This is a genomic window from Lysinibacillus sp. BPa_S21 (assembly GCF_023337795.1).
Taxonomy (GTDB): Bacteria; Bacillota; Bacilli; order Bacillales_A; family Planococcaceae; genus Lysinibacillus.
The window spans coordinates 68,164-89,695 of the sequence record NZ_JALIRS010000013.1 but is presented as its reverse complement, the minus strand read 5'-3'; the positions used below and the strand labels follow the sequence as shown (position 1 = coordinate 89,695).

Genomic DNA, 21,532 nt, shown 5'->3' with positions numbered 1-21,532 from the left:
ATACATAAGGCGGTGAATGGGAGAAGGTATGTCAGTATTAATTATTGGCAGCGTAAGTAATGATGTATTGCGTCTGCAAAAATATTTTCATCGTATCGACATCAAAAATATTCATTGCTTCACAACAACTGACGTAGCAATGAATTATTTATCAGATTCTTTGAAAGAAGAGCTGGAATTAATTATTCTTGATGCAAAAATGACGCTTAAAAATTGCGAGAACATTTGTCAACAAATTGACGAACTAAAGAATTGGCTTGACGCCCCTATCCTTCTTTCTACTACTTACGAAAAAAGTATGACAATTGATAGGGTTTTTGAAGCTGGGATTTTCGATTTTATTTTAAAACCATTTGATTTTACTCAGTTTAAAACTCGGATTCAAGTGGCCCTTAAATATCAAAAAGAAACCAAGCTGCGAAAACAGCAAGAAAGTAGTATTCAAAAAGATTTAATTGTCGCAAAGAAGTTTCAAAAAAATGCATTATCTCCTTCATTGAATCTTGAGTATATTCAGATTGATGGACTCTATGTTACATCCAACACATTAGGAGGTGACATGTACTGCTGGTTTAAGATTAATGAACATTTAACCGCTATTCTTCTTTATGACGCAATGGGACATGGTATTGCCGCATCGCTCGTTACAATGTCCATTAGATCTTTGTTAAAAGGAATCATTACGAAATTAATTGATCCAGTATTAGTCATCCGAGAACTTAACCGCCAAATTTACGAGTTATTTTCTGATGAAGATATAGACAGGTTTTTAATGACAGCCATCTACATACTTATTGATACGAAAAACGGAACTGTAAACTATGTTAATGCGGCTCATCCATCTGGGTTCTTATTTGGAAAATACGGCGAGACGGTGTTCCTTCCAGCAAATACACCTATCTTAGGGCTATTCCCAACCATTCAAATCAATAAAAAAACGATCCCTTTATCCGGATGGCATCGCATAATACTTTATACAGATGGATTATTGACAATCAATGAGCAACATGTTGTCGATTTGGACTTTTTCCATTCTTATGCTTCACAAGATAATGGCTACGCCTTGCGGAAATTTTCTCAAAAATATGATTTATTCGATAATGATTACAGCGATGATATTACAGTAGTTTCAATAACAATTACATTACAGGGTCGGTGATTGATGATGGAATTCATACTCAATGTAAATCCTGATACACAAGCAATAGCTTACGTAGATCAAGTTATGGAGAATTATACAGATGTATATAATCTACCTTTTAAAAGAGAATTACGATTTGTCGTACATGAATTAGTGATAAATGCTGTGGCAGCTGTTGAAAAGATTGGGCCATACTGCAAAAAAGCAATTCAAGTACACGTATCCCACTCTAATAAAGAAATTAAAATTACAGTTACTGATGAAGCGAAAGGAATCGCAGAAAATGATTGGGATAAGGTTCTACAATTTGATTTAAACGAACTGGATTATTCAGATCGTGGGCGAGGTTTATTTTTTGTAAAAAATATGGTTGACCATATTTGGTTTGAAAATATATCTGACACAAAATTTTTAGTTGGAGTTTCAAAAAAGATTCGTGTATAAAACGTAAAATTGGAGGAGTTTTCATGAAGCTGTCAATCCGAAAGAAAATGAGTTTGTTAATATTCGGGTGTATTTTGCTACTTACTACACTTTTAGCAGGAATAAATTTTTATGTTGCCAAAAAAAATCTGTTAGAAAGTGCAAATACAAAACTTTTATCAGATATTCAATTGGGCTATGAATATTTAGATGCTACATTCCCAGGAGAATGGTCTATTAAAGACAATCAATTGTATAAAGGCGACGTCAAAATGGTAGACAATTTTGAGATAGCTGATAAAGTTGGGGAGCTAACAAACGGAAACGCTGTATCAATCTTCCAAAATGATACTCGCATTAGTACAAATATAGTCGAAAATGGCGAACGTGCATTAAATACAAAGGTTTCTAATGACGTTGCGACTGTTGTGTTGGGAGAAAAAAAACGCTATATCGGATCAGCAAATGTCTTAGGTAGTATGCACCAAGGAGCCTATGACCCAATTTTAAATAGCCAAGGAGATGTTATTGGTGTATGGGCGACAGCCGTTCCAACCGCTCCTTATATAAGTATTGCTACAAAGTCTGCACTGGAAAATGTAGCGATTTCCTTAGGAATTGCCATATTAATGATTGTCGGGATTAGTTGGTTTTTACAGCGACAAATCATTAACCCTATTAATATTTTAAGTACAAATGCCAAAGAGTTATCAGCTTTAAATTTAAATGTTAAGTTATTAAACCCTAAAGGTAAAGATGAGATTGCTGTGTTAGCAAATGCCTTTAGTGATATGAAAAATCGTTTAACAGAGACGGTAACAATCGTAGCTGGCAGCGCCAATCAAATAGCTAACTCATCGCACTCATTAGCAGAATCATCACACCAAACAAGCGAGGCCTCTAACCAAATCGCACTGACGATGAATGAAATTGCAGTTGGCACTACGACTCAATCTGAGCAAGCTGAGCAAATAGTATCAATGATGCAAAAAACAATTGAAGAAGTATCGAGCAGTTTACAAAAGGCCGAAAACACGTTAAATAGCGCTATACAATCGACCCATTTCGCACGTCAAGGTGAAGAGGCGATCAATGAGGCGATTAAGCATTTAAGCGACGTCACACAAACAGTGTCTTACGCAACAGATTCTATCCAAAAACTTGGTAAACGCTCCGAAGAAATTGGTGGCATTATTACCGTTATTACCGGTATTGCAGAGCAAACAAATCTACTTGCCCTCAACGCAGCCATCGAAGCAGCACGAGCAGGCGAGCAAGGAAAAGGGTTTGCCGTTGTTGCATCGGAGGTACGCCAGTTAGCCGAACAATCAAGTTTAGCATCAGGGCAAATTACAAATCTTATTAAAGATATTCAGGCCGAAACCTCTGTGACAGTTCGCACGATGGAAAGTAATCTACTAGCAGTAGAGGAGCAAGTAACAATTATCAATAAAGGAGGCACCGCATTAAAGGAAATTGTTGAAAAGGTCGAAGAAACTGAAAAAGGCGTTGAGCAAATGAAGACGGCATTTACCCTTGTAAACAATAACTCCTTAGGGGTTCAAAAAGCGATTCAAGATATTTCCCGCATCATTGAAGACTCCGCTGCAGCAACGGAGGAAATCGCCGCAACATCGGAAGAACAATATGCAACCATTGCAGAAATTACACAAAGTTCAGATGAATTAGCATCTATTGCTGATAAATTACAAAATGAAGTCAATAAATTCAAGTTTTAACTTCTAATAAACTAGAAGAGTTCCCTAACACGAAAAAGAAAATGGAGGCGCTATAGTATGAATCAGAAAAAAATTGCGATGGATATTGACACAAAGGCTGATTATATTTTAATTGCGTTTACTGGCGATTTAGAATATGGGATGATCGAAGAGATAAAAATTGAACTTCAATCGTTAAGCTTGGAAACTAAGCATGGATACATTATCGATATGCAGAAGGTTACAAATATTGATAGTACCGGCTTTGGCATGATTGTCAATTTCGCAAAGAAAGTATCTGTAAAAGAAAAGAAAATCGCTATTATTGTCATAGATGATTTCATTCACAGCTTGTTTGCTATTTCACAAGTCGATAAAGTGTTCCCTATTACTAAAAGCGAAGAGCAAGCGAGACAGATCATTAAAGAAGGCTGGCTAGGCGAGCTTTCACTTAGCGAATATTAACTCTATTGCTGCCCCCATCATTAAAATAAGGTTGCATTCCTTAAACGGAACGCAACCTACTCTCTTTAATATTGTAAAAGCATATTGACGAAAACAACGATAATGACAAGAGGTACAACTATTAACATTAGTAGACGATAGGTTGAATAGAACCCATGTCCCATTTTACTCCCTATTAATAATTCCTGCTTCACAAATTCTTTATCGACTACATACGCAATAAAGATCGCAATCAATAAGTTCCCTAATGGAAGCATTAAATTCGACACTAGAAAGTCTGTTGCATCAAAAATCGTTTTCCCAAATATCGATACATCCGCTAATGTACTTGATGAAAGCGCTGCAGGAATCGCCGCCATAAAGACTACTACACCTAGAAGCATAGTCATTGCAGAACGAGACATACGCCCCTTCTCCATAAATGCCGCTACGATAATTTCATATAAACTGAAGGAAGACGTTAACGTTGCGAATAAAAATAATAATAAAAACATCGCTAAGAATATTTCACCAAATGGCATTTGACTAAACGCCGTTGGCAGAACCATAAATAATAAGCCCGGTCCAGATGCTGGTTCTAAATCAAAGGCAAATACAACAGGGAAAATTGCTAATCCTGCTAAAAACGATACAAGCACAGTAAGTAGAACAACAGAGCCTGCCGAATTAGGTAAACTCACATCTTTCTTTAAATAGGAGCTATACGTCACAAGACAAGAAAACCCTACCGCTAAGCCAAAGAAAGACTGTCCTAACGCCTCTAATATAGCTTTTCCAGTAATATCGGAAAAGTCAGGCCACAGGAAGAATTTAACCCCTTCCATTGCTCCATCTAACGTTAAAGCTCGCACAACAAGGACAATAAACATAATGAATAATAAAGGCATCATCCACTTATTGGCCTTCTCAATGCCATTTTGTACACCCAGTGAAATAACTAATACATTAACCAACGTAAACAGTCCTAAACCAAGTAATGTAATCCAAGGCGTTCCTACAATCTTTCCAAATAGCTCACTCGGATCATTGGCAGGATCAATCACAGCCCCAGTCACACCAAGGCCACTATATATAAAAATCCAACCTCCTACAACACTGTAAAAAGTTAATAATAAAAAACAGCCGAGCACACCTAAACGACCAACCCAGGCCCACCCGGTTTTCGTTGGTGCCACTTTTTTATAGGCCGTCACAGCCTCAGACTGTGTACCACGACCTAAAACATATTCTGATAATAGCATCGGTAATCCAATCAGCAGTGTAAATAGAACAAAAATAAGGAAAAACGCTCCCCCTCCACTTTGCCCAGTAACATACGGAAGCTTCCAAATTGCCCCTAGTCCGATTGCAGCTCCAGCCGATGCTAAAATAAAGCCTAGTTTACTAGACCACTGACTCTTTTTTTCGCTCATCTCTTCAAACTCCTCTAACACTCTAAACTCTTTCTTATTCTACATGAAAATACTAAACTCGACTAGATTAATTCTTTCCATTCTTTCCGTCGCTTTGACTCTTCCATCCGTCGTTCCGGCTCTTCTTTCCGTCACTTCAGCCCTTCTTTCCGTCGCTCCGCTCTCTATCCGTCGCTTCGACTCTCTCATCCGTCGCTTCAGCTCTTCCATCCGTCGTTCTGGCTCTTCTTTCCGTCGCTCTGGCCCTTCTTTCCGTCGCTCCGCTCTCTATCCGTCACTTTGACTCTTTCATCCGTCGCTTTGACTCTTCCATCACTCCGACCTTTCTTTCCATCAAAAAAACCTCGAGCGCTTAACGTAGCTCGAGGTTTCATCCTAATTATTTTGTTAAATACATTGAACGCTGCTGATGTATCCATTTACGCATTGTTGTGAATAGTAATGCCATGAGAATAGTAATTAAAATACCTTTTACAATGTTAAATGGCAAGATACCAGCTACGATCATTTTATATAGTGAATCACCTACGACAGGCTCCATACCTAAAAAGTAAGTGTACATTGGTAAAAATACTGCATAGTTAAGGACGCTCATTCCCACTGCCATGATGATAGTTCCAGCAGCTAAACCTCCAATAAGACCTTTAACTGTTTTCACGCGATTAAAAACAAAGCTCACTGGTAGAATAAATAAAATACCTGTTGCAAAGTTCGCGATATGCCCAACCGGTACTCCCGTTGGCGTTCCAGAGAAAATCCAGTCCAACACATTTTTAAAGAACTCTACTAAAATACCAGCTACAGGTCCCATTGTGATGGCAGCTAGTAATGCTGGCATATCACTGAAGTCCACTTCCAAAAACGCTGGAAATGGCGGAATTGGGAAATTAAAAAGCATTAATAAAAACGAAATACTGCTCAGCATACCAATCGTAATAAACGATTGAAGTTTAACATTTTTCTTCATAGAAAACTCTCTCCTCTTTGCTGATTCAATCTCGCAAGAAGAAAGGTTACGACCTCATCACTTATTATCATGAAAAAACCCTTATGCAAAAGAGCATAAGGGAGAATAGGCATGATTAAAAAACGCCAATACTTAACTATTTTTGAGCAGATACGGTGTGAAGTCACATCGAAAAAACGCTCGTACATAGCTAAATTCATAACAATGAATGACGATCGTACCTCCATCTTCTCCCATCCAGACTATAACTGTCGGCCTTGGAATCGCACCAAGTCAGCCATGCAAAAAACTATTTGCACAGGTCGCGGGCTGAAGAGTCTTTAGTAAATCATTCGAGCTAATGTATCGTAAAAGAAATATTAGCGATTTACAACTCTATTACCGCCGGTCGGGATTTTCACCCTGCCCCGAAGATGAATCAATATTTTTTTATTTCATAGCCTTACTATAATGAATTATTAGCGAAAAGTAAATAGCTTTGCATCAATTATGTTTGTGCCCTAGTTCGGTTTTGTGCAAAAAACAAAGCCGCTTCCGATTAAACTTGTATGTTTATCGATGCTCCTAATAGCCGGTTTACTGTCCATGAAATTAACAAGAGCATTCACGCACATATGCGGCGAGAATGCTCCAAAAAAATGTATTTATGTTCCGTTCGTTTCGTTTATGGCATATATCGTTTATTGGCTCCCACAGGCTTCGGCAAGAATTTTTTCAAATTAAATCCTTCCCAGCTTTCCTGTACAACATTGTCTAAACGTATTTGTTTATCAAAGCTTGCAGCGGTGAGCATCATTGCTTCAATTAATTGCGTCGCACGAACAGCATCCATCGTCGTTAAGTCAAGCGGCTCATCAAATGTAACAATGACACCTTCCGCCACCTCTTTGACAGTGTATGTTATATTTTCCGGTACAACTGGAACGTATACATCATCATTTTTATTCCGCATACCAGTAAGTGCTTCTGTTACAGTGGAAAAAGTTTTACGAGAATCAGGAGATAAATATTCTTCTCCATTTTCACCTTTATATAAATAATAATTAAAATGATTGGAGCTAGTTAATACCATAGGCTTTTCTTCCTTGGAAATTTCGTCGGCTTTATCCTTTGGTTTTTCAAACTCAATATTTTTATACTCTGAGTCTGAGAATGTATCCTGTAACGTCCCTACATATTCGCTATTATCCGCCGAAGCGACATCATAGTCATTCTTCTCCGGCATTACATGCACTAGTTTATCGCCCTTCTCTTTTAATTCTCCTTTATAAGGATGATAGTTCGTAAAACCATTTGCTTCCTCATCAATTTGTGGCGCATATTTTTCATACATTTGTAATGTGGAAGGCTTTTTCTTCCCAAAATCAGTAGCCACTCGTTCCTTTGGAATGATATACGACATCGGTACACTTTCCTTTTCACGATTTGCCAACCCTATATGGAATACTACTGCATCTTTTAAATCATCTGTATAAACAGAAGATCGTAGAGACATGATCTTTGAATGTTCTGCTACTATGTTGGATTCCACAATCCGATCATGGTTGACATAGCTTTTCGCTGCCTGACTTTCCTGCACTGTTGAATATGGAGAAACTTCCGGAGCATTAGCTTGTTTCATTTTTGTATGATTATTTAACTCGGAGCCTGTAAGTACTGTTAAGGCGAAAACAGCTGCTACACCCATAAAGATTGGCCATTTACGAACTACCTTCTTTGTTTTCTCTGGCTGTTGTTGCTCTTGCATTAGTATTTCATCATTTGTTGGTTGTTGTGCTTCTTGAAGATGGACATTATCCTGTAAACGAGCATCTGCCAATAATCGATTTAACACTTCCTCTTTAGAGCGGTGATCAGAAAGCTTAGGGGCATTATTTAATAGATGATCCAGTTGGTCATCATCAAATGGATTATGTGTCATTGCCATTTCGCCTCCTGTTCTCTAATCTGTTGTAGCTGTTGCCTTAAAAATTTAATGGCACGATGCTGAGTGGTTTTTACCTTCGCTTCTGTCCAATCTAGTATTTGCGCAGTTTCTGCAATGGATAAATCTTGAAAGTAGCGCATAATAATGACCATTTTTTGATCACCCGTACAATGTTCAAGTGCTAATTGCACTTTCATAAATTCATCACTGGCCTGCAGCACATCTTCCGGTGATGGTGTGGTTGAATGTAGTTGTTCCGTTTCCCAATCAAAAAAATCAAGTGAATGTTTTTGGCGTACAGTCTGCTTTCTAAAATGATCAATCGCGACATTTTTAGCAATAGCAAAAAGCCAAGTCTTTTCGCTACTATTTCCGGCGAATTGATCATATGAGCGCAATACGCGGACATAAACCTCATGCGCCAAATCTTCAGCAACTGTACGGTTTTTTACTAAATAAATAAGAAACTGGAACACGTCTTGATGATATGCATCGTATAAACGATGGAACACGGAGTCATTCAAAGCACTCCACCCCCGTTCTATTTATATTTGTCGTCTAAATGTTCACAAAAGTTACATCCAATAAACACCATTCTAATCGAATGGTAAATAAAACGTGAAGGTAGTCCCTTCTTTTAGCACACTATCCACCATAATATTGCCTGAATGTGCTTTGACAATATTTCTCGCAATAGCTAAACCTAGGCCAGTCCCACCTTTAGAACGCGTACGTGCTTTATCTGCTTTATAGAAACGTTCAAAGACATAGGGTAAGTCCTCTTGTGGAATACCGTGCCCTGTATCCTGGACAGAAATCTTGGCAAAGGTTGGCTCCTGCTCAACCTTCACGGTGACTGAACCTTCATCCGTATGACGTAGAGCATTATCAACTAAATTTGTTAACACTTGTTCAATCCGATCCTCATCGATACTAATCCAAGCATCGTCATTAAATTCACTGTCAAATATTAGACGAACATGCTTCTCTTTTGCAACCTGTGCAAATTTTTGCGTAATACGTTCGAATGTTGAATTAATAGGGAGCTCATCCTTGTAAAGCGTCATATGCCCCGATTCCATTCGGGCAAGGTCTAATAAATCTGTTACGAGACGTCCCATACGCTTTGATTCATCATAAATAATTTTTGTAATCTCATTACGTTCTTCTTGATCCTGAATAAAATCATCATCCATTAAAGCCTCTGAATAACCTTGAAGCATCGAAATCGGCGTCCGTAGCTCATGTGAAACATTAGCAATAAAGTCTGAACGCAATTTTTCTAAGCGATGCTGCTCCGTCATATCACGAATAACCGCAACCGCTCCACGTATCGATTCCTCACTGTAAAGAGGGCTAATCGTAAACGTATAGTAACTGCCATCCATTTCAATCTCTTCTTCAAGCTTATCTTCGAACATCAGTACATGATCGAGCATATGATAAAGCTCTGGCGGAATGGGCTTCGCACTTTGTGACCCCTTATTGACAAACCACTTTTGCATTAAACGGTCCGCTGGCGGATTACTTAATAATATTGTACGATCACGATTAAACGTAATCACGGCATCTGTCATCGATGTCAATATATTCGAAAGCTGTTCATTTTCTTGATTGATCACTTCTAGATTATGTTTCAATTGACGGCCCATTTGATTAAAGGCAACTGCAAGCTGGCCAATTTCGTCATTTTGTGTCGTTGGCATCTTCGCTTCAAAATTCCCTTTCGAAATTTCAAACGCCAATTCACGCATTTTACGTAATGGTGACGTAATACGTGAGGATAGGAAAAATGCAAAAAATGTCGTCAAGACAAAGGCAATGAATGCAGATAAAAAGACAATTTTCGTCGTCTCTTTCGATGTTTTATGTAGCGCATCTGGACTTTGATAAATAAAGACAGCCCCATGCACTGCATTTTCCACATTTAAGGGGAAACCAAGCACAACATACGATTCCAATTTTTCTTTGTCTGTGGAAGACGGCATCATCATTTCCTTAATAATCGGTTTATCTGATTGAAAAACTTCTTTGAACGATTTATTGGCTAAAATCATATCCTGGATTTCTTTTTTATTGACACCTTCCTGCATAGCGAAAGAAACGCTATCTTGGTAAGTAGCAATAAGTGCATTTGTACTTTCAGGTAAAATATCTTTTAATAGTTCCGAAGTAGATTCTGCCGTTTCATTATCATCTACTATACTTGCAACTGTTGCTGCCGTTTGACGCAAAGAGCTTTCTGCTTGTTGCATATGGTAATTCTGAAGAAACTCAAGCATTAAAACCGTGAAAACAAACAATACAAATGAAACGAGAAGCAATATGGTTACCCATAGCTTCCCGACAACACTGTTCCATATTCTATTCATTGACAACCTCAAATTTGTAACCAACGCCCCATACAGTAACAATCATTTTTGCAGCGTTTTCAGATACACGGTTGAGCTTTTCACGTAAACGTTTTACATGCGTGTCAACTGTACGTAAGTCCCCAAAGAAATCATAATGCCAAACTTCTTTTAGTAATTGTTCACGGTCAAATACTTTATCTGGTGATTTAGCTAGGAAATAAAGCAATTCATACTCTTTAGGCGTTAAATTCACTTCAATACCCTCTGCTGTTACACGGTGCGCATCATGATCAATCATTAAATGTTGGAAGACAACTAAATCTTTTGAAGAAGATGCATTTGTCGAAGGTGAGAATGCTTGTGAACGGCGTAATATAGCTTTCACACGTAACACAACCTCACGAGGACTAAACGGTTTTACAATATAATCATCTGCGCCAAGCTCAAAACCTTGTACACGATTCGCTTCCTCGCCTTTTGCAGTTAATAAAATAATCGGTGTTGCTGCTCGTTCACGGATTTCCGCACAAACTTCAAGCCCGTCTTTTTCAGGCATCATAATATCTAATAAAATACAGTGATACTCTTTTTCCAAAGATTTTTCGATCGCTTGTTCACCATTTTCTGCCTCGTCAACAAGGTACCCTTCACGCTCTAAATACATTTTTAATAAGCGTCGAATACGATCCTCGTCATCTACTACTAATACTGAAATATTTTCTGACACTTTCACGATCCCTCTCTTCTAATCTTTCTCTACTTTCTATTGTACATTGTACAGCACATATTGAAAAGAAAAGAAAGCCTTCTTGCCACAGCAAGAAGGCTCTTCTTTCAAATACTAGCGACATTAAAAATCTATGTGCTCAAATTAACCAATTTAAGCTGAAGCGTATGAGTGTAAACCTGCAAGAATCAAGTTAACAGCAATTAAGTTAAATAAGATAATGCCAAAACCAATCAATGCTAACCATGCAGATTTTTCACCTTCCCAACCTTTTGATAAACGTAAGTGTAGGAATGCTGCATAGAATAACCATGTAATAAGTGCCCAGACTTCCTTCGGATCCCATCCCCAGAAACGACTCCACGCTAGTTGTGCCCAAATCATTGCAAAGATTAAAGCCCCTAACGTAAATACTGGGAAACCAATTATAACTGAACGATAACCAATTTCATCAACTAATTGTAAATTTACCCGTTTGACAAAAGGTTGGAAAATCGCACTAATTCGACGTCGTGCAATTAATCGAATGAATAAATATAAAACAGATCCTACCAATAACGACCAGACAACTGTTGTTAATTTCTTTGCATTAATAAGCGCGGGCATTTCTACTAACGGAGACATGCCATGTTCTTCCACAGCCTTATATTCATTCATACCAAATAGTGGTGGCATTTGGTATGCAATTTGACGTTCCTTACCCTCTTTATCAACATACGTATATGTTGAATCGTAATCCATCATATTAAAGATTGATGAAGCAGCAACGAAACCAACGACTACCACAAGGAAGAACATTACTGCTTCTAACCAGAAACGTTGTTTAGAAGCTTTCGTGAGATCCACTACTTTTAATAAATAAATAAGCCCTGCTACAGCACTAATTGCTAAAATGGATTGACCTAAAGCAGCCGTAATAACATGAATTGTTAACCAGTAGCTTTGTAAAGACGGCACTAAAGGGCTAACTTCTTTCGGGAACATCGACGCATAGGCTATTATTAATAACGCCACAGGTAATGCTACTAAGCCTAGAGCTGTCACGCGATAAATAAAATAAATTAAAATGAATGCCCCAACAATGAACATACCGAACGCAGTCGTAAATTCAAACATATTACTAACAGGTGCATGCCCTGCATAAATCCAACGAGTGATAAAATAACCAAGCTGCGCAAGTAGACCAATAATTGTTACAACAATTGCTACCTTGCCCCATTTTTCGGTATTTTTGCCTGTTGCATTCGATTGCTTTATCGAACCACCAAACAATAAAGTTGCCACAAGGTAGGCAATGAATGCTACAAATAATAGGTTTCCACTGATGTCAATCAAACTCATAAGGTGTTGTCACCTTCCTCTTCCTTTGTGGATTTCTTGCCATTCTCTGACTCTAACTGATCTTCATATGGTGGTAGACCAGCAAATGTAGTGACTGTATCTAAATCCTTTTTCATACTGAACATATTTTTATTCACATGGGCAGCCATCAACACTCGACCGTCTGGCTCCACCTGTAACCATAAACGTCGGTGGTTCCAATACGATCCAATAACTACACCAATCATGAAAATAATACCGCCGACAAATAAAATTGGTATCGTTCTGTCCTTACGAATTGTAAAGTTTGAAGTATTACGCATTTCTGCTCCAGCGAATTTCATTCTATATTTATTTTCACCAAGTGGTTCAAGTGGTGGCTTCCTAATCTCTACAAAGCTTACTTCACCTTTTGGCGTTTCTGGTGTTGTCATTCTGAATAAAAATGCTGGATTATTTGGTATGGATGATTTTGTCTGTGGTTCACCATCTTTAAAACCATCAAAATCCGGTGTATAAATTAGAATCTGTACGGAGGAACCATTTCCTAAATCATATTCTTTTTTAGGATTCGTTAAATCAATTTCAATTTGACCTAGTGAATCTTCTTCTGTTGCTTTATTCACTAAATTAAAGTTCATCTGTCTCAATTCGTTAAGACGATAATTCATTTGGTACAGCGCAAAACCGCTTTCTTTTAACGGATGATTGACACGAATAGAGTAATCTCTTAATTTTTCAAGATTGTCTATATCTCCAGGGAGAGCTCCGTCAGGTTGTTTGTATAATGTGACGTCTGTTTGATAGTTTTTCGCCATAGCATTTACGCCTTGGTTCATTTGCTCGTCCTGCGGCTTATCACCATGAGTTTCTAAAATAAATTTATTATTTTTAATAAAATAGCCGTCCATACCTGGTACAGCTCGTGTCTCACCTTCACGGATCCAAATTGTCTCATCCACATAAAAACCAGGTACCAAGCGCAACATAACACCTGCTAAAAAGATAATGAGACCGACATGATTTATGTATGGGCCGTACCGAGCAAAACGGCCGCGCTCTGCCAGCAGTGCACTTCCATCACGGCGAACACGATATTTTAATTCAGTCATTTTTTGCTCTACTTTATCTAGCGTTTCATCAGGGTTTGGCACTTGTCCTTCCGCAACGATACGTTGACGCTTCATGAAACTTTCATGACGTTTCACGCGTTGATTCTTAAGCGACTTATGCAATGGTAAACCACGGTCTAAACTCGCAACAATAATAGAGATCGCAAGCATGCCCACTAAAATTTGGAACCACCAAGTGCTATACAAATTAGAAAGGCCTAAATTATTATAGAGTTTACCCAAAACACCATACACTTTTTCATAATACTCTGCTTTACTAGGTTCTGGGGCATTCACATACATCGCTTGCGGTAGTATTGTTCCAATTGACGCTGCGACCAACGTAATAATAATGAGGGCAATCCCCACTTTTACATTCGAGAAGAAATTCCAAATTTTATCTACAATTGTTGTATTATACGTTTTTGAACGAATCGCCGTTCCATCGTAGCGCATATCAACAACTTTTGTCTGTTTACCTTCCTCAGTTAAAGGGCGACCACATTTCTCACAAAGCTTCGTGCCATATGGGTTACTATGACCACAAGCACAAATGATGTTTTCCATAGTCATTTTCTCCTTATTTTGGCTTCACTAATTCCATATACGAAGCAATATCTCCCTCCGTCATTTCACCAGTAATAATTTTAGCTACTTTACCATCTGGATCAATAAGGAGAGTTGCTGGTAAATTACCTACATTGTAGGTAGTCGTAACGCTTTTCGTTTTGTCAATAACTACTGGGAACGATAACTCGTGTCTATCGACAAAATTTTGTACTTCAAAATCTGTTTGCGCAACATTGACCGCCAACGTTTGTACACCCTGATCTTTAAAGACTTTATACTGACGGTCCATTGCAGGCATTTCCTTCTCACACGGAGCACAAAAAGTTCCCCAGAAGTTCAAAAATACGCCCTGCCCTTTATAATCAGACAGCTTATGTTTCTCACCGTTTAAATCTACTAACGTGAAGTCTGGTGCTTTAGAGCCTACCTTTATTAACTCTACTTTATCCTTTGTCGCTGTTCCATATACTGTGTAACCAATTGCAAAGACTAAAACAGCCAAAATAATGGTACGAATGACGAGACGTTTTTTCTTTTTCTCCATGTTAATAAACCCCCTATCAATTACAGCTTTGAGTAACTCCTACTGACGCTAAGTCTTTTCAACCAAACATTATGTATAATTTTCACCGTCTAATTTACAGCATTTACATGTTTGTCAAATTTTATAGTAGTCATACACTTGTGCGTCAAATACTACCTTGCAAATCATGGGAACGATTTCATTTAGATGCAACTAATTAAGGTGAGCCATTCTCACCTATTATAGCAAAACGAAACACAAACACTTAGCTAATAATTATGAATGATTTATGAACGATTTCACTAATAAGAAAGTGAATACATTACTATTACACATAGACGTATTCACTTTCTCTTAGTTATTGCTTATTTATCCGATTTTCCCTGTCTCTGCTAACACTCGCAATTGCTTCACTTCATGCTTCGTTAATTCACGATATTCCCCCGGAGCTAGTCCGAATAAATCTAAAAACGCAAAGCGTTCACGTTTTAGTTTCACAACAGGCGTACCAATCGCCTCGAACATGCGACGCACTTGACGGTTTTTCCCTTCGTGGATCGTAATTTCACAGATTGCTTTACCTGCTTTCTCATCAAACGAAGTCATACTAACTTTTGCTGGGGCTGTTTTACCATCTTCAAGTTTAATTCCTCGTTGTAGGTTTTTTAAACCCTCAATCGTTGGAACTCCTTTAACACGAGCAATATAGGTTTTGTCGATTTTAAACTTTGGATGCGTCAGCATATAAGAAAATTCACCATCATTTGTCAATAGCAATAACCCAGATGTATCATAGTCCAGACGGCCAACTGGGAAAATTCGCTGCGGGATATGCTTAAACAAATCTGTGACAGTTTTTCGTCCTTTGTCGTCTGTTACAGCCGATATCGTTCCACGTGGTTTATATAATAAATAATAAACCTTATCTTCTTTCTCAAGTTTCACGCCTTCTACTTCTATCGTGTCTGAGTTAGAAACTTTTGTACCTAACTCACGAACTACTACTCCGTTCACTTTTACTTTACCTTCTAAAATCATTTGTTCTGCCTTACGCCTAGACGCCACACCAGCATACGCAATGACCTTTTGTAATCTTTCCATTCTTTCACCTCTAGTTTTCATTCACCTTGGTTTTGACACCAATCTTTAAACCTCATTCGCACAATATGAATAAGGTTATTTTTCCCGCTAATCTGTGAAAATTATGTCATACTTTTATACATTATTAAAGAAAAACTAATTATGCATAAGTAATTAAATTATTTGCAATTGTTTTTATCAACTATTTTTTGGGTGTTTTTACACATATTTAGATAGAAATTAAAAGTTAGGGGATGACATTTATAAAGCCGTATGCCATGTATATTCATTCAGTAGAAGGCTCTTACCTCTGAAAGCAATGAGATGAATGCGGGTGTGGTTCACTTTCAGTAGGCATCCAAATACCTACTGAAATAGAGGAACTCAATCTAAAAACGCCACGTCCTTGTTGGATTTTATCTGTGCGACAGCTACAATATATACGCAAAGGGCTAACTTGATATAAGTTGATTGGAGTGGAGACTGGGCGACTCCTTGGGGATCAGCGTCACAGATGAGACCCTGGAGCGAGCAACGCGAGTGAAGCGGCTCATCGGACGCCCCCAGGAAAGCGCCCAGTCGGAACGGAAATCAACCACACGTTATGATGATGAGCTTTGTATCAATAAACAAAGATTGATATTCAAGTTGTCGCTTTTAATCTCCCCGTCAACGGTACAACGAGACTTTTGCATTAATGTGACACCAGCAATTAAAAAACATAAAAAAATCAGCGGATCGCTTTTAACGATCCGCCGATTCAACTTTTACTGGTACTGCATAGATACGCTCTTCACCTAAAAAGATGGACAGTACACCTTCCTTACGTTTTCTAGAAACATGCAAAACTTGCCTTACACTTTCTTTTTCATCTTTATTTAACTGCAAATGAATTGGTTCCTCTAAACGAATGGAAAGGTTTTTATTCACTTTATATTTACCTTTTTTCACTACAGTCTCAAGGCTGTAATCTTGCCAAACCTTGTTGGCTAAACCCCGATGTACATTCCAGTCATCGGATTCATTCAAAGTGACGACAATACATGTCTGCCCGTCCTTTTGGAAGGCAGTCGCAAGGGTTCGACCTGCTACCTTCGTAAAGCCTGTTTTTCCGGCAAAAGCTGAACCTTTTGCTGATTTTAGTGCATTAACAGGTTGTTGTGTTTCCTCGCCTATTTCGATCGCAACCCCTGAGCCCTCTCGTAATAAACGGTGTTTATTTTCCCATAACATTCCGTTTTCAGTATTGGCACGAAATAGAACTGTGGAGGCAATCTTCTTGAACGTTTTATTCTGAAGAGCAATCCTTAACATTTCAGCTGTATCTCGCGCTGACGATAAGTGTTCATCATGATGCAAGCCAGAAGGGTTCATAAATACTGTATTTGTGAGTCCAGCAACAACAGCACGCTCATTCATTAACTTGACGAACCCTTCTACCGATCCGCCGGCATGCTCTGCTAAAGCTGTTGCTGCATCATTACCCGAACGAAGCATCAAACCATATAACAGTGTTTCTACCGTAACTTTTTCACCTGCTTGCAAGTAAATGGACGAGCCCTCAGCCGTTGCAGCCCTTGGTGAAATAACCACTTCATCTTGAAGATTGCTATTTTCTATTGCCACAAGAGCTGTCCAAATTTTTGTTAAGCTAGCAATTGGTAACCGTGCATCACTATTTGATTCGAATAAAACACGGCCCGTATCACCATCTAAAACAGCATATCCGCTGCCCCCTCGCGCTAGACTGGTTTGAGGAAGCATTACTATTACCACGACTATCATGAGCAATATTAAACGTACTATCCGAAGCAACGAGCCACTCCTTATTAAAAGTAATAGGAAAATATAACTTATATTTATGTTTCAAACAAAGCATTATACCTTGCTCATTCACTTTACTCCACTAAAGGTTTCTTGGAATTTCGTCATAAATAAATCTGTTTCTTGCTCTTGTTCGACTAACTCTTCTTCAGGTAACGGAGGCATTTCTTCTATACTATTTAATCCAAAATAGTTTAAGAATTCTTTTGTCGTTCCATATAAGATTGCACGTCCTGTTCCTTCCGAACGACCAACCTCCTTAATTAACCCCCTAGAAACGAGCGTTTGAATTGGTCTTTCACATTTCACACCACGTAAATCTTCAATTGCTACACGTGTAATTGGCTGTTTGTATGCAACAATAGCCAATACCTCAAGCGAGGCTTGCGATAATGATTGAGCAGTTGGATTTTCTACTAATCTTTGAATAGTATCTGCTAGCTCAGATTTTGTGATAAGCTGATAAACTCCAGCTATTTCTTTTATACTAAGGCCTCTTGCTAAATCTTCTTCATATGTTGTTTTCAACACTTCCATTGTTTGTACGACTAACTCTTCCGGTTCGCCTAAAAGTTGTGACAATTGTTTTATGGTTAAACCGTCATCACCAACAACAAATAATAAGGCTTCTATTCTACTCTGTAGCATCATTGTTTTCGGCATCATCCCATTCCTCCTTCTGTAATGTAACTGTTAATTCTTCAAAGTTACCGTCTTGCTCTACGATGATGACCTGACGTTTCATCAGTTCAAGAATTGATAAAAACGTCAGAATAAGTGTTGGCTTATCTTCATAGGGAAAAAGCTCGAAAAATGATGCACGTCCACCTGTAGTTCGTAATGAATCGACAACCGAACGCATTTGATCTTTCACTGAGCGTTCTTGTCTCGCTACAGTTGTTTTTAGCGGTTTTTTTAATTTTTTTCGACGCATCAGTTTTTGAAAGGCGCCAAGCATATCATAGATATTGACGTTCAAATCAAATAACGCCATTTGCTCATCTGATGCTAACGCTGATAAATCTGCTGGGGGCCTTGTAAATACCTGTGCACGATCTGTTTCAAGCTCTTGCAGGCTGCTCGCTGCTTCTTTATATTTCTTATACTCTATTAAACGTTGGACCAGTTCTTCACGAGGGTCAGGACCGTCAACCTCTAATTCGGCATCTTCAAGCTCACCTTCATGAATTGGTAGGAGCATACGACTTTTAATGGCTAATAATGTAGCAGCCATCACTAAATATTCACTAGCTTCATTTAACTCCAGTACCTGCATTGCATGTATATGGTCGATATATTGTTGAGTTATTTCAGCCATTGGGATATCATATATATCAATTTCCAATCTGTGAATTAAATGCAATAATAAATCAAGAGGCCCTGAGAAGGCTTCTAATTTTACTTCATAAGACATTGTTTTACCACCCTGAGATTCTATGTTCTTTTAGTATAGTAGAAAGGAGTCCAAAATGCATCCTCAGCACCATACTTTATTTATCGACTACTGTGCTTTTTTCAACGGCAATCAAGATTTTTTTGAATGCCATGAAGTCCTCGAGGAATACTGGAAAATTATCGCTCCAGGTGATAAAAAGCACCCTCTCGTTGGATACGTACAGCTCGCAACAGGATTTTATCATTGGCGGCGAGACAATGATATTGGCGCTGCGCGAATCTTAGAAAAAGCACTCAATAATTTTCAATATAACATGGGACATATCTTTTTTGATGAAATCGACTACGAAAAACTACTAACACAACTAACAGATACACTTGCTGCTATCCAAATAGGCAAGTCCTTTCAAGCATTTCAACTTCCTCTTTCACCTATATTAGAAAAATTAGTATTTGCTCGCATACAGCTTTTACCAGCAAGTAACGCTAATTATCTTCTTCATAAACATATGCTTCGAGATCGCTCACATATTCTTGCTGAACGTCAAGAAAGCAAACAAAGAAGAAGCAGACGTCAATGATCGTCTGCTTCTTCATCCATACAATTTATACATTTTTGAACAATATTACGCGTTTCCTCCGTTGCACTTACACTTTCATACTGGCCAAGGTCTGCTACTTCCTGTAGCATTTCCTTCGCAACACCTTCACCTCTATAAGAAGGTACCACGGAAACATGTTGAATCGTAGCTATATTATTACTGTCTGTTACAAGTCCAACAATGCCAACATACTCATCGTTCTTTTTCCATAAATATAAAACCCAATTATTATCATTTTCATAGGAGTGGATTGTCTCTTTGAGCTTTTTTATGTCTTTTTCGTTAGGCATAAACGAGAGTAGCCCCATTGCTATTTTCTCGAAAGCTTTTTTATATCGAATTAACATATTTGTCTATTCCCTCATTTTCTAGCTGTACATAATCTTTGATTATCCTACACGATTTGTACTTTTACCGCAAGTCAATTTCTGTCTTACGAACCAGGTCCGAGAATACCTTTAGACGCTAATACCCAATAGACAACGCCCCACAACAAAATAAAAGTTGAAATGGACGCTAGTAATACCCATTTGTTTTTTCTCATATTTACTCACCCTTTTTTAACGTTAGCGGGAGATCGTTTTGGACAATATCTTCATAACTTTCGCGTCGAATAGCTAATTGATGATGACCATTTTCTACAAATACAACTGCTGGTCGTGGCACACGATTATAGTTACTCGCCATAGAATATCCATACGCTCCAGTACAGAAGATTGCTAGCACATCTCCAGAAGCTGCTTCCTGTAGCTTTGCATCAATAATTAATTTATCACCAGATTCGCAAAGTTTTCCAGCCACTGTATATGTTTCACTTTTTGATTCATTTGCTTTACTTGCAATGACTGCCTCATACTTCGCATCATATAAAGCTGGACGGATATTATCACTCATACCACCATCGACTGCAATATATTTACGAACATTCGGTACTGTTTTTTGTGAACCAATCGTATAAAGTGATGTTCCTGCATCGCCTACAAGTGAACGTCCTGGTTCAATCCAAATTTCCGGCATAGTTAGACCGAGTACAGTCGCCTTGTTCTTTACAACTGTAATCATATCCTCTACATATACTTGCGGCTCAAGCGGTGCATCTTCCTCAGTATAACGAATACCGAAGCCCCCTCCTAAGTTTAACACAGTACATGTAAAATCGTGAGTCTTGTTCCAATCAGAAATCTTTTCAATTAATTTTTCTCCTGCTAAGCCAAAGCCCGCTGTGTCAAAAATTTGTGAGCCGATATGGCAATGTAATCCAAGAAGCTCTAGGTATTCATGGTTAAACGTTCGTTGGAAAGCTTCATCTGCTTGACCATTATTTAAATCGAAGCCAAATTTAGAGTCCGCTTGACCTGTCGTAATGAAATCATGCGTATGTGCCTCAACACCTGGTGTGACACGTAGTAAAATACGCATTTTTTGTTGACGGCGCTCTGAGATTTCTTGTAAAAGTTGAATTTCATAGAAGTTATCCACGACAATACAACCAATTTTCGAGTCAAAGGCTAATTCTAATTCAGCCATGCTCTTATTATTACCATGGAAATGAATGCGCTCTGCTGGGAATCCAGCTTTTAAAGCTGTAAATAATTCTCCACCAGAGACAACATCTAAAGATAAATTTTCTTCTGCCGCTAATTGGTACACAGCTACACATGCAAATGCTTTCGAAGCATAAGCTACTTCTGCTTTTACACCTAGTTTTTTAAACGTATCCATAAAGCTGCGTGCACGCTTCCGAATAAGCGCTGTATCGTACACAAATAAAGGTGTACCATATTCTTTTGCAAGCTCTAAAGTATCTACCTGTCCAATCGTTAAATGACCATTTTCAGAAATCGCTTGTGTTCCATATAAATGCATGTGCATCTCTCCCTTTTCACATCGTTCCATCTTGTGATAAAAATTGCACCTTATGTTACATCTAACAATAGTTCGACCAGTACACGTGCACAAATACCTCGTGTCG

General features: G+C 38.3%; 20 protein-coding genes and 1 riboswitch. Of the genes, 5 read left to right on the top strand and 15 right to left on the bottom strand.

All coding sequences use genetic code 11. The features are described from left to right. Window positions 1–28 precede the first annotated feature (28 nt). From MOK21_RS20165 to MOK21_RS20150, 4 genes are read left to right on the top strand one after another with little or no spacing between them, the layout of a single operon-like run. A complete protein-coding gene (locus MOK21_RS20165) occupies window positions 29–1,159 on the top strand; it encodes a SpoIIE family protein phosphatase (protein WP_249075741.1) in 1,131 nt (376 codons plus the stop codon). Window positions 1,160–1,165: 6 nt separating this feature from the next. Further along, window positions 1,166–1,585 (top strand): ATP-binding protein, encoded by a 420-nt coding sequence (locus MOK21_RS20160; RefSeq protein WP_249075740.1) that lies wholly within the window; start codon window positions 1,166–1,168, stop codon window positions 1,583–1,585. A gap of 23 nt (window positions 1,586–1,608) precedes the next feature. Beyond that, window positions 1,609–3,303: a methyl-accepting chemotaxis protein gene (locus MOK21_RS20155; RefSeq protein ID WP_249075739.1), complete on the top strand. Its 1,695-nt coding sequence runs from the start codon at window positions 1,609–1,611 to the stop codon at window positions 3,301–3,303. 57 nt (window positions 3,304–3,360) lie between these two features. Next, on the top strand, window positions 3,361–3,747 hold the full coding sequence (locus MOK21_RS20150) for an STAS domain-containing protein (protein WP_249075738.1): 387 nt from the start codon (window positions 3,361–3,363) through the stop codon (window positions 3,745–3,747). A gap of 65 nt (window positions 3,748–3,812) precedes the next feature. Here MOK21_RS20150 and MOK21_RS20145 read toward each other — a convergent pair whose 3' ends face one another. The 13 genes from MOK21_RS20145 to MOK21_RS20085 form a co-directional block, all read right to left on the bottom strand. Beyond that, on the bottom strand, window positions 3,813–5,159 hold the full coding sequence (locus tag MOK21_RS20145) for a sodium-dependent transporter (protein ID WP_249075737.1): 1,347 nt from the start codon (window positions 5,157–5,159) through the stop codon (window positions 3,813–3,815). Window positions 5,160–5,538: 379 nt separating this feature from the next. Next, window positions 5,539–6,126 (bottom strand): ECF transporter S component, encoded by a 588-nt coding sequence (locus MOK21_RS20140; RefSeq protein WP_249075736.1) that lies wholly within the window; start codon window positions 6,124–6,126, stop codon window positions 5,539–5,541. A gap of 221 nt (window positions 6,127–6,347) precedes the next feature. Further along, window positions 6,348–6,545: riboswitch (FMN riboswitch) on the bottom strand. Window positions 6,546–6,790: 245 nt separating this feature from the next. Next, window positions 6,791–8,047: an RNA polymerase subunit sigma gene (locus MOK21_RS20135; protein WP_249075735.1), complete on the bottom strand. Its 1,257-nt coding sequence runs from the start codon at window positions 8,045–8,047 to the stop codon at window positions 6,791–6,793. Beyond that, window positions 8,044–8,577, bottom strand: a complete 534-nt coding sequence (sigX, locus tag MOK21_RS20130; RefSeq protein WP_249075734.1) for an RNA polymerase sigma factor SigX — start codon at window positions 8,575–8,577, stop codon at window positions 8,044–8,046. Before sigX ends, MOK21_RS20135 begins: the two co-directional genes overlap by 4 nt. 72 nt (window positions 8,578–8,649) lie before the next feature. Beyond that, window positions 8,650–10,425 carry an ATP-binding protein gene (locus MOK21_RS20125; protein ID WP_249075733.1) on the bottom strand — a complete coding sequence of 592 codons (1,776 nt, stop codon included), beginning with the start codon at window positions 10,423–10,425 and terminating at the stop codon, window positions 8,650–8,652. Beyond that, window positions 10,418–11,134, bottom strand: a complete 717-nt coding sequence (locus tag MOK21_RS20120) for a response regulator transcription factor (RefSeq protein WP_049668637.1) — start codon at window positions 11,132–11,134, stop codon at window positions 10,418–10,420. The genes MOK21_RS20125 and MOK21_RS20120 overlap by 8 nt, the downstream gene beginning before the upstream one ends. A gap of 153 nt (window positions 11,135–11,287) precedes the next feature. Next, window positions 11,288–12,475 (bottom strand): c-type cytochrome biogenesis protein CcsB, encoded by a 1,188-nt coding sequence (gene ccsB, locus MOK21_RS20115; protein ID WP_283164819.1) that lies wholly within the window; start codon window positions 12,473–12,475, stop codon window positions 11,288–11,290. Further along, window positions 12,472–14,133, bottom strand: a complete 1,662-nt coding sequence (gene resB / locus MOK21_RS20110) for a cytochrome c biogenesis protein ResB (RefSeq protein WP_249075732.1) — start codon at window positions 14,131–14,133, stop codon at window positions 12,472–12,474. The genes ccsB and resB overlap by 4 nt, the downstream gene beginning before the upstream one ends. Window positions 14,134–14,146: 13 nt before the next feature. Next, window positions 14,147–14,680 (bottom strand): thiol-disulfide oxidoreductase ResA, encoded by a 534-nt coding sequence (gene resA, locus MOK21_RS20105; protein WP_249075731.1) that lies wholly within the window; start codon window positions 14,678–14,680, stop codon window positions 14,147–14,149. A 348-nt stretch (window positions 14,681–15,028) separates the two neighbouring features. Then, window positions 15,029–15,760, bottom strand: coding sequence for a pseudouridine synthase (locus MOK21_RS20100; protein ID WP_249075730.1), 732 nt, complete (start codon window positions 15,758–15,760; stop codon window positions 15,029–15,031). Between the two features lie 723 nt (window positions 15,761–16,483). Then, on the bottom strand, window positions 16,484–17,554 hold the full coding sequence (locus tag MOK21_RS20095; RefSeq protein WP_249075729.1) for a D-alanyl-D-alanine carboxypeptidase family protein: 1,071 nt from the start codon (window positions 17,552–17,554) through the stop codon (window positions 16,484–16,486). A gap of 78 nt (window positions 17,555–17,632) precedes the next feature. Then, window positions 17,633–18,226, bottom strand: coding sequence for an SMC-Scp complex subunit ScpB (gene scpB / locus MOK21_RS20090; protein WP_249075761.1), 594 nt, complete (start codon window positions 18,224–18,226; stop codon window positions 17,633–17,635). Further along, a complete protein-coding gene (locus tag MOK21_RS20085) occupies window positions 18,198–18,977 on the bottom strand; it encodes a segregation/condensation protein A (RefSeq protein WP_249075728.1) in 780 nt (259 codons plus the stop codon). Before MOK21_RS20085 ends, scpB begins: the two co-directional genes overlap by 29 nt. Before the next feature lie 55 nt (window positions 18,978–19,032). Here MOK21_RS20085 and MOK21_RS20080 point away from each other — a divergent pair, with 55 nt between their 5' ends. Further along, window positions 19,033–19,539 carry a DUF309 domain-containing protein gene (locus MOK21_RS20080; RefSeq protein WP_249075727.1) on the top strand — a complete coding sequence of 169 codons (507 nt, stop codon included), beginning with the start codon at window positions 19,033–19,035 and terminating at the stop codon, window positions 19,537–19,539. On the opposite strand, the gene MOK21_RS20075 is transcribed toward MOK21_RS20080, so the two are convergent. Then, complete coding sequence (locus MOK21_RS20075) at window positions 19,533–19,907, bottom strand: GNAT family N-acetyltransferase (protein ID WP_249075726.1); 375 nt, start codon at window positions 19,905–19,907, stop codon at window positions 19,533–19,535. The two genes, MOK21_RS20080 and MOK21_RS20075, sit on opposite strands and share 7 nt — an antisense overlap. Window positions 19,908–20,106: 199 nt before the next feature. Further along, the gene (lysA, locus tag MOK21_RS20070; protein ID WP_249075725.1) at window positions 20,107–21,426 is read right to left on the bottom strand and encodes a diaminopimelate decarboxylase; all 1,320 of its coding nucleotides are present in this window, start codon (window positions 21,424–21,426) and stop codon (window positions 20,107–20,109) included. Window positions 21,427–21,532: the final 106 nt, after the last annotated feature.

Coding starts and splice junctions, on each gene's coding strand:
- MOK21_RS20165 (WP_249075741.1), top strand. CDS start 29: ATGTCAGTATTAATTATTGGCAGCGTAAGTAATGATGTATTGCGTCTG.
- MOK21_RS20160 (WP_249075740.1), top strand. CDS start 1,166: ATGGAATTCATACTCAATGTAAATCCTGATACACAAGCAATAGCTTAC.
- MOK21_RS20155 (WP_249075739.1), top strand. CDS start 1,609: ATGAAGCTGTCAATCCGAAAGAAAATGAGTTTGTTAATATTCGGGTGT.
- MOK21_RS20150 (WP_249075738.1), top strand. CDS start 3,361: ATGAATCAGAAAAAAATTGCGATGGATATTGACACAAAGGCTGATTAT.
- MOK21_RS20145 (WP_249075737.1), bottom strand. CDS start 5,159: ATGAGCGAAAAAAAGAGTCAGTGGTCTAGTAAACTAGGCTTTATTTTA.
- MOK21_RS20140 (WP_249075736.1), bottom strand. CDS start 6,126: ATGAAGAAAAATGTTAAACTTCAATCGTTTATTACGATTGGTATGCTG.
- MOK21_RS20135 (WP_249075735.1), bottom strand. CDS start 8,047: ATGACACATAATCCATTTGATGATGACCAACTGGATCATCTATTAAAT.
- MOK21_RS20125 (WP_249075733.1), bottom strand. CDS start 10,425: ATGAATAGAATATGGAACAGTGTTGTCGGGAAGCTATGGGTAACCATA.
- ccsB (WP_283164819.1), bottom strand. CDS start 12,475: ATGAGTTTGATTGACATCAGTGGAAACCTATTATTTGTAGCATTCATT.
- resB (WP_249075732.1), bottom strand. CDS start 14,133: ATGGAAAACATCATTTGTGCTTGTGGTCATAGTAACCCATATGGCACG.
- resA (WP_249075731.1), bottom strand. CDS start 14,680: ATGGAGAAAAAGAAAAAACGTCTCGTCATTCGTACCATTATTTTGGCT.
- MOK21_RS20100 (WP_249075730.1), bottom strand. CDS start 15,760: ATGGAAAGATTACAAAAGGTCATTGCGTATGCTGGTGTGGCGTCTAGG.
- scpB (WP_249075761.1), bottom strand. CDS start 18,226: ATGCCGAAAACAATGATGCTACAGAGTAGAATAGAAGCCTTATTATTT.
- MOK21_RS20085 (WP_249075728.1), bottom strand. CDS start 18,977: ATGTCTTATGAAGTAAAATTAGAAGCCTTCTCAGGGCCTCTTGATTTA.
- MOK21_RS20080 (WP_249075727.1), top strand. CDS start 19,033: ATGCATCCTCAGCACCATACTTTATTTATCGACTACTGTGCTTTTTTC.
- MOK21_RS20075 (WP_249075726.1), bottom strand. CDS start 19,907: ATGTTAATTCGATATAAAAAAGCTTTCGAGAAAATAGCAATGGGGCTA.
- lysA (WP_249075725.1), bottom strand. CDS start 21,426: ATGCATTTATATGGAACACAAGCGATTTCTGAAAATGGTCATTTAACG.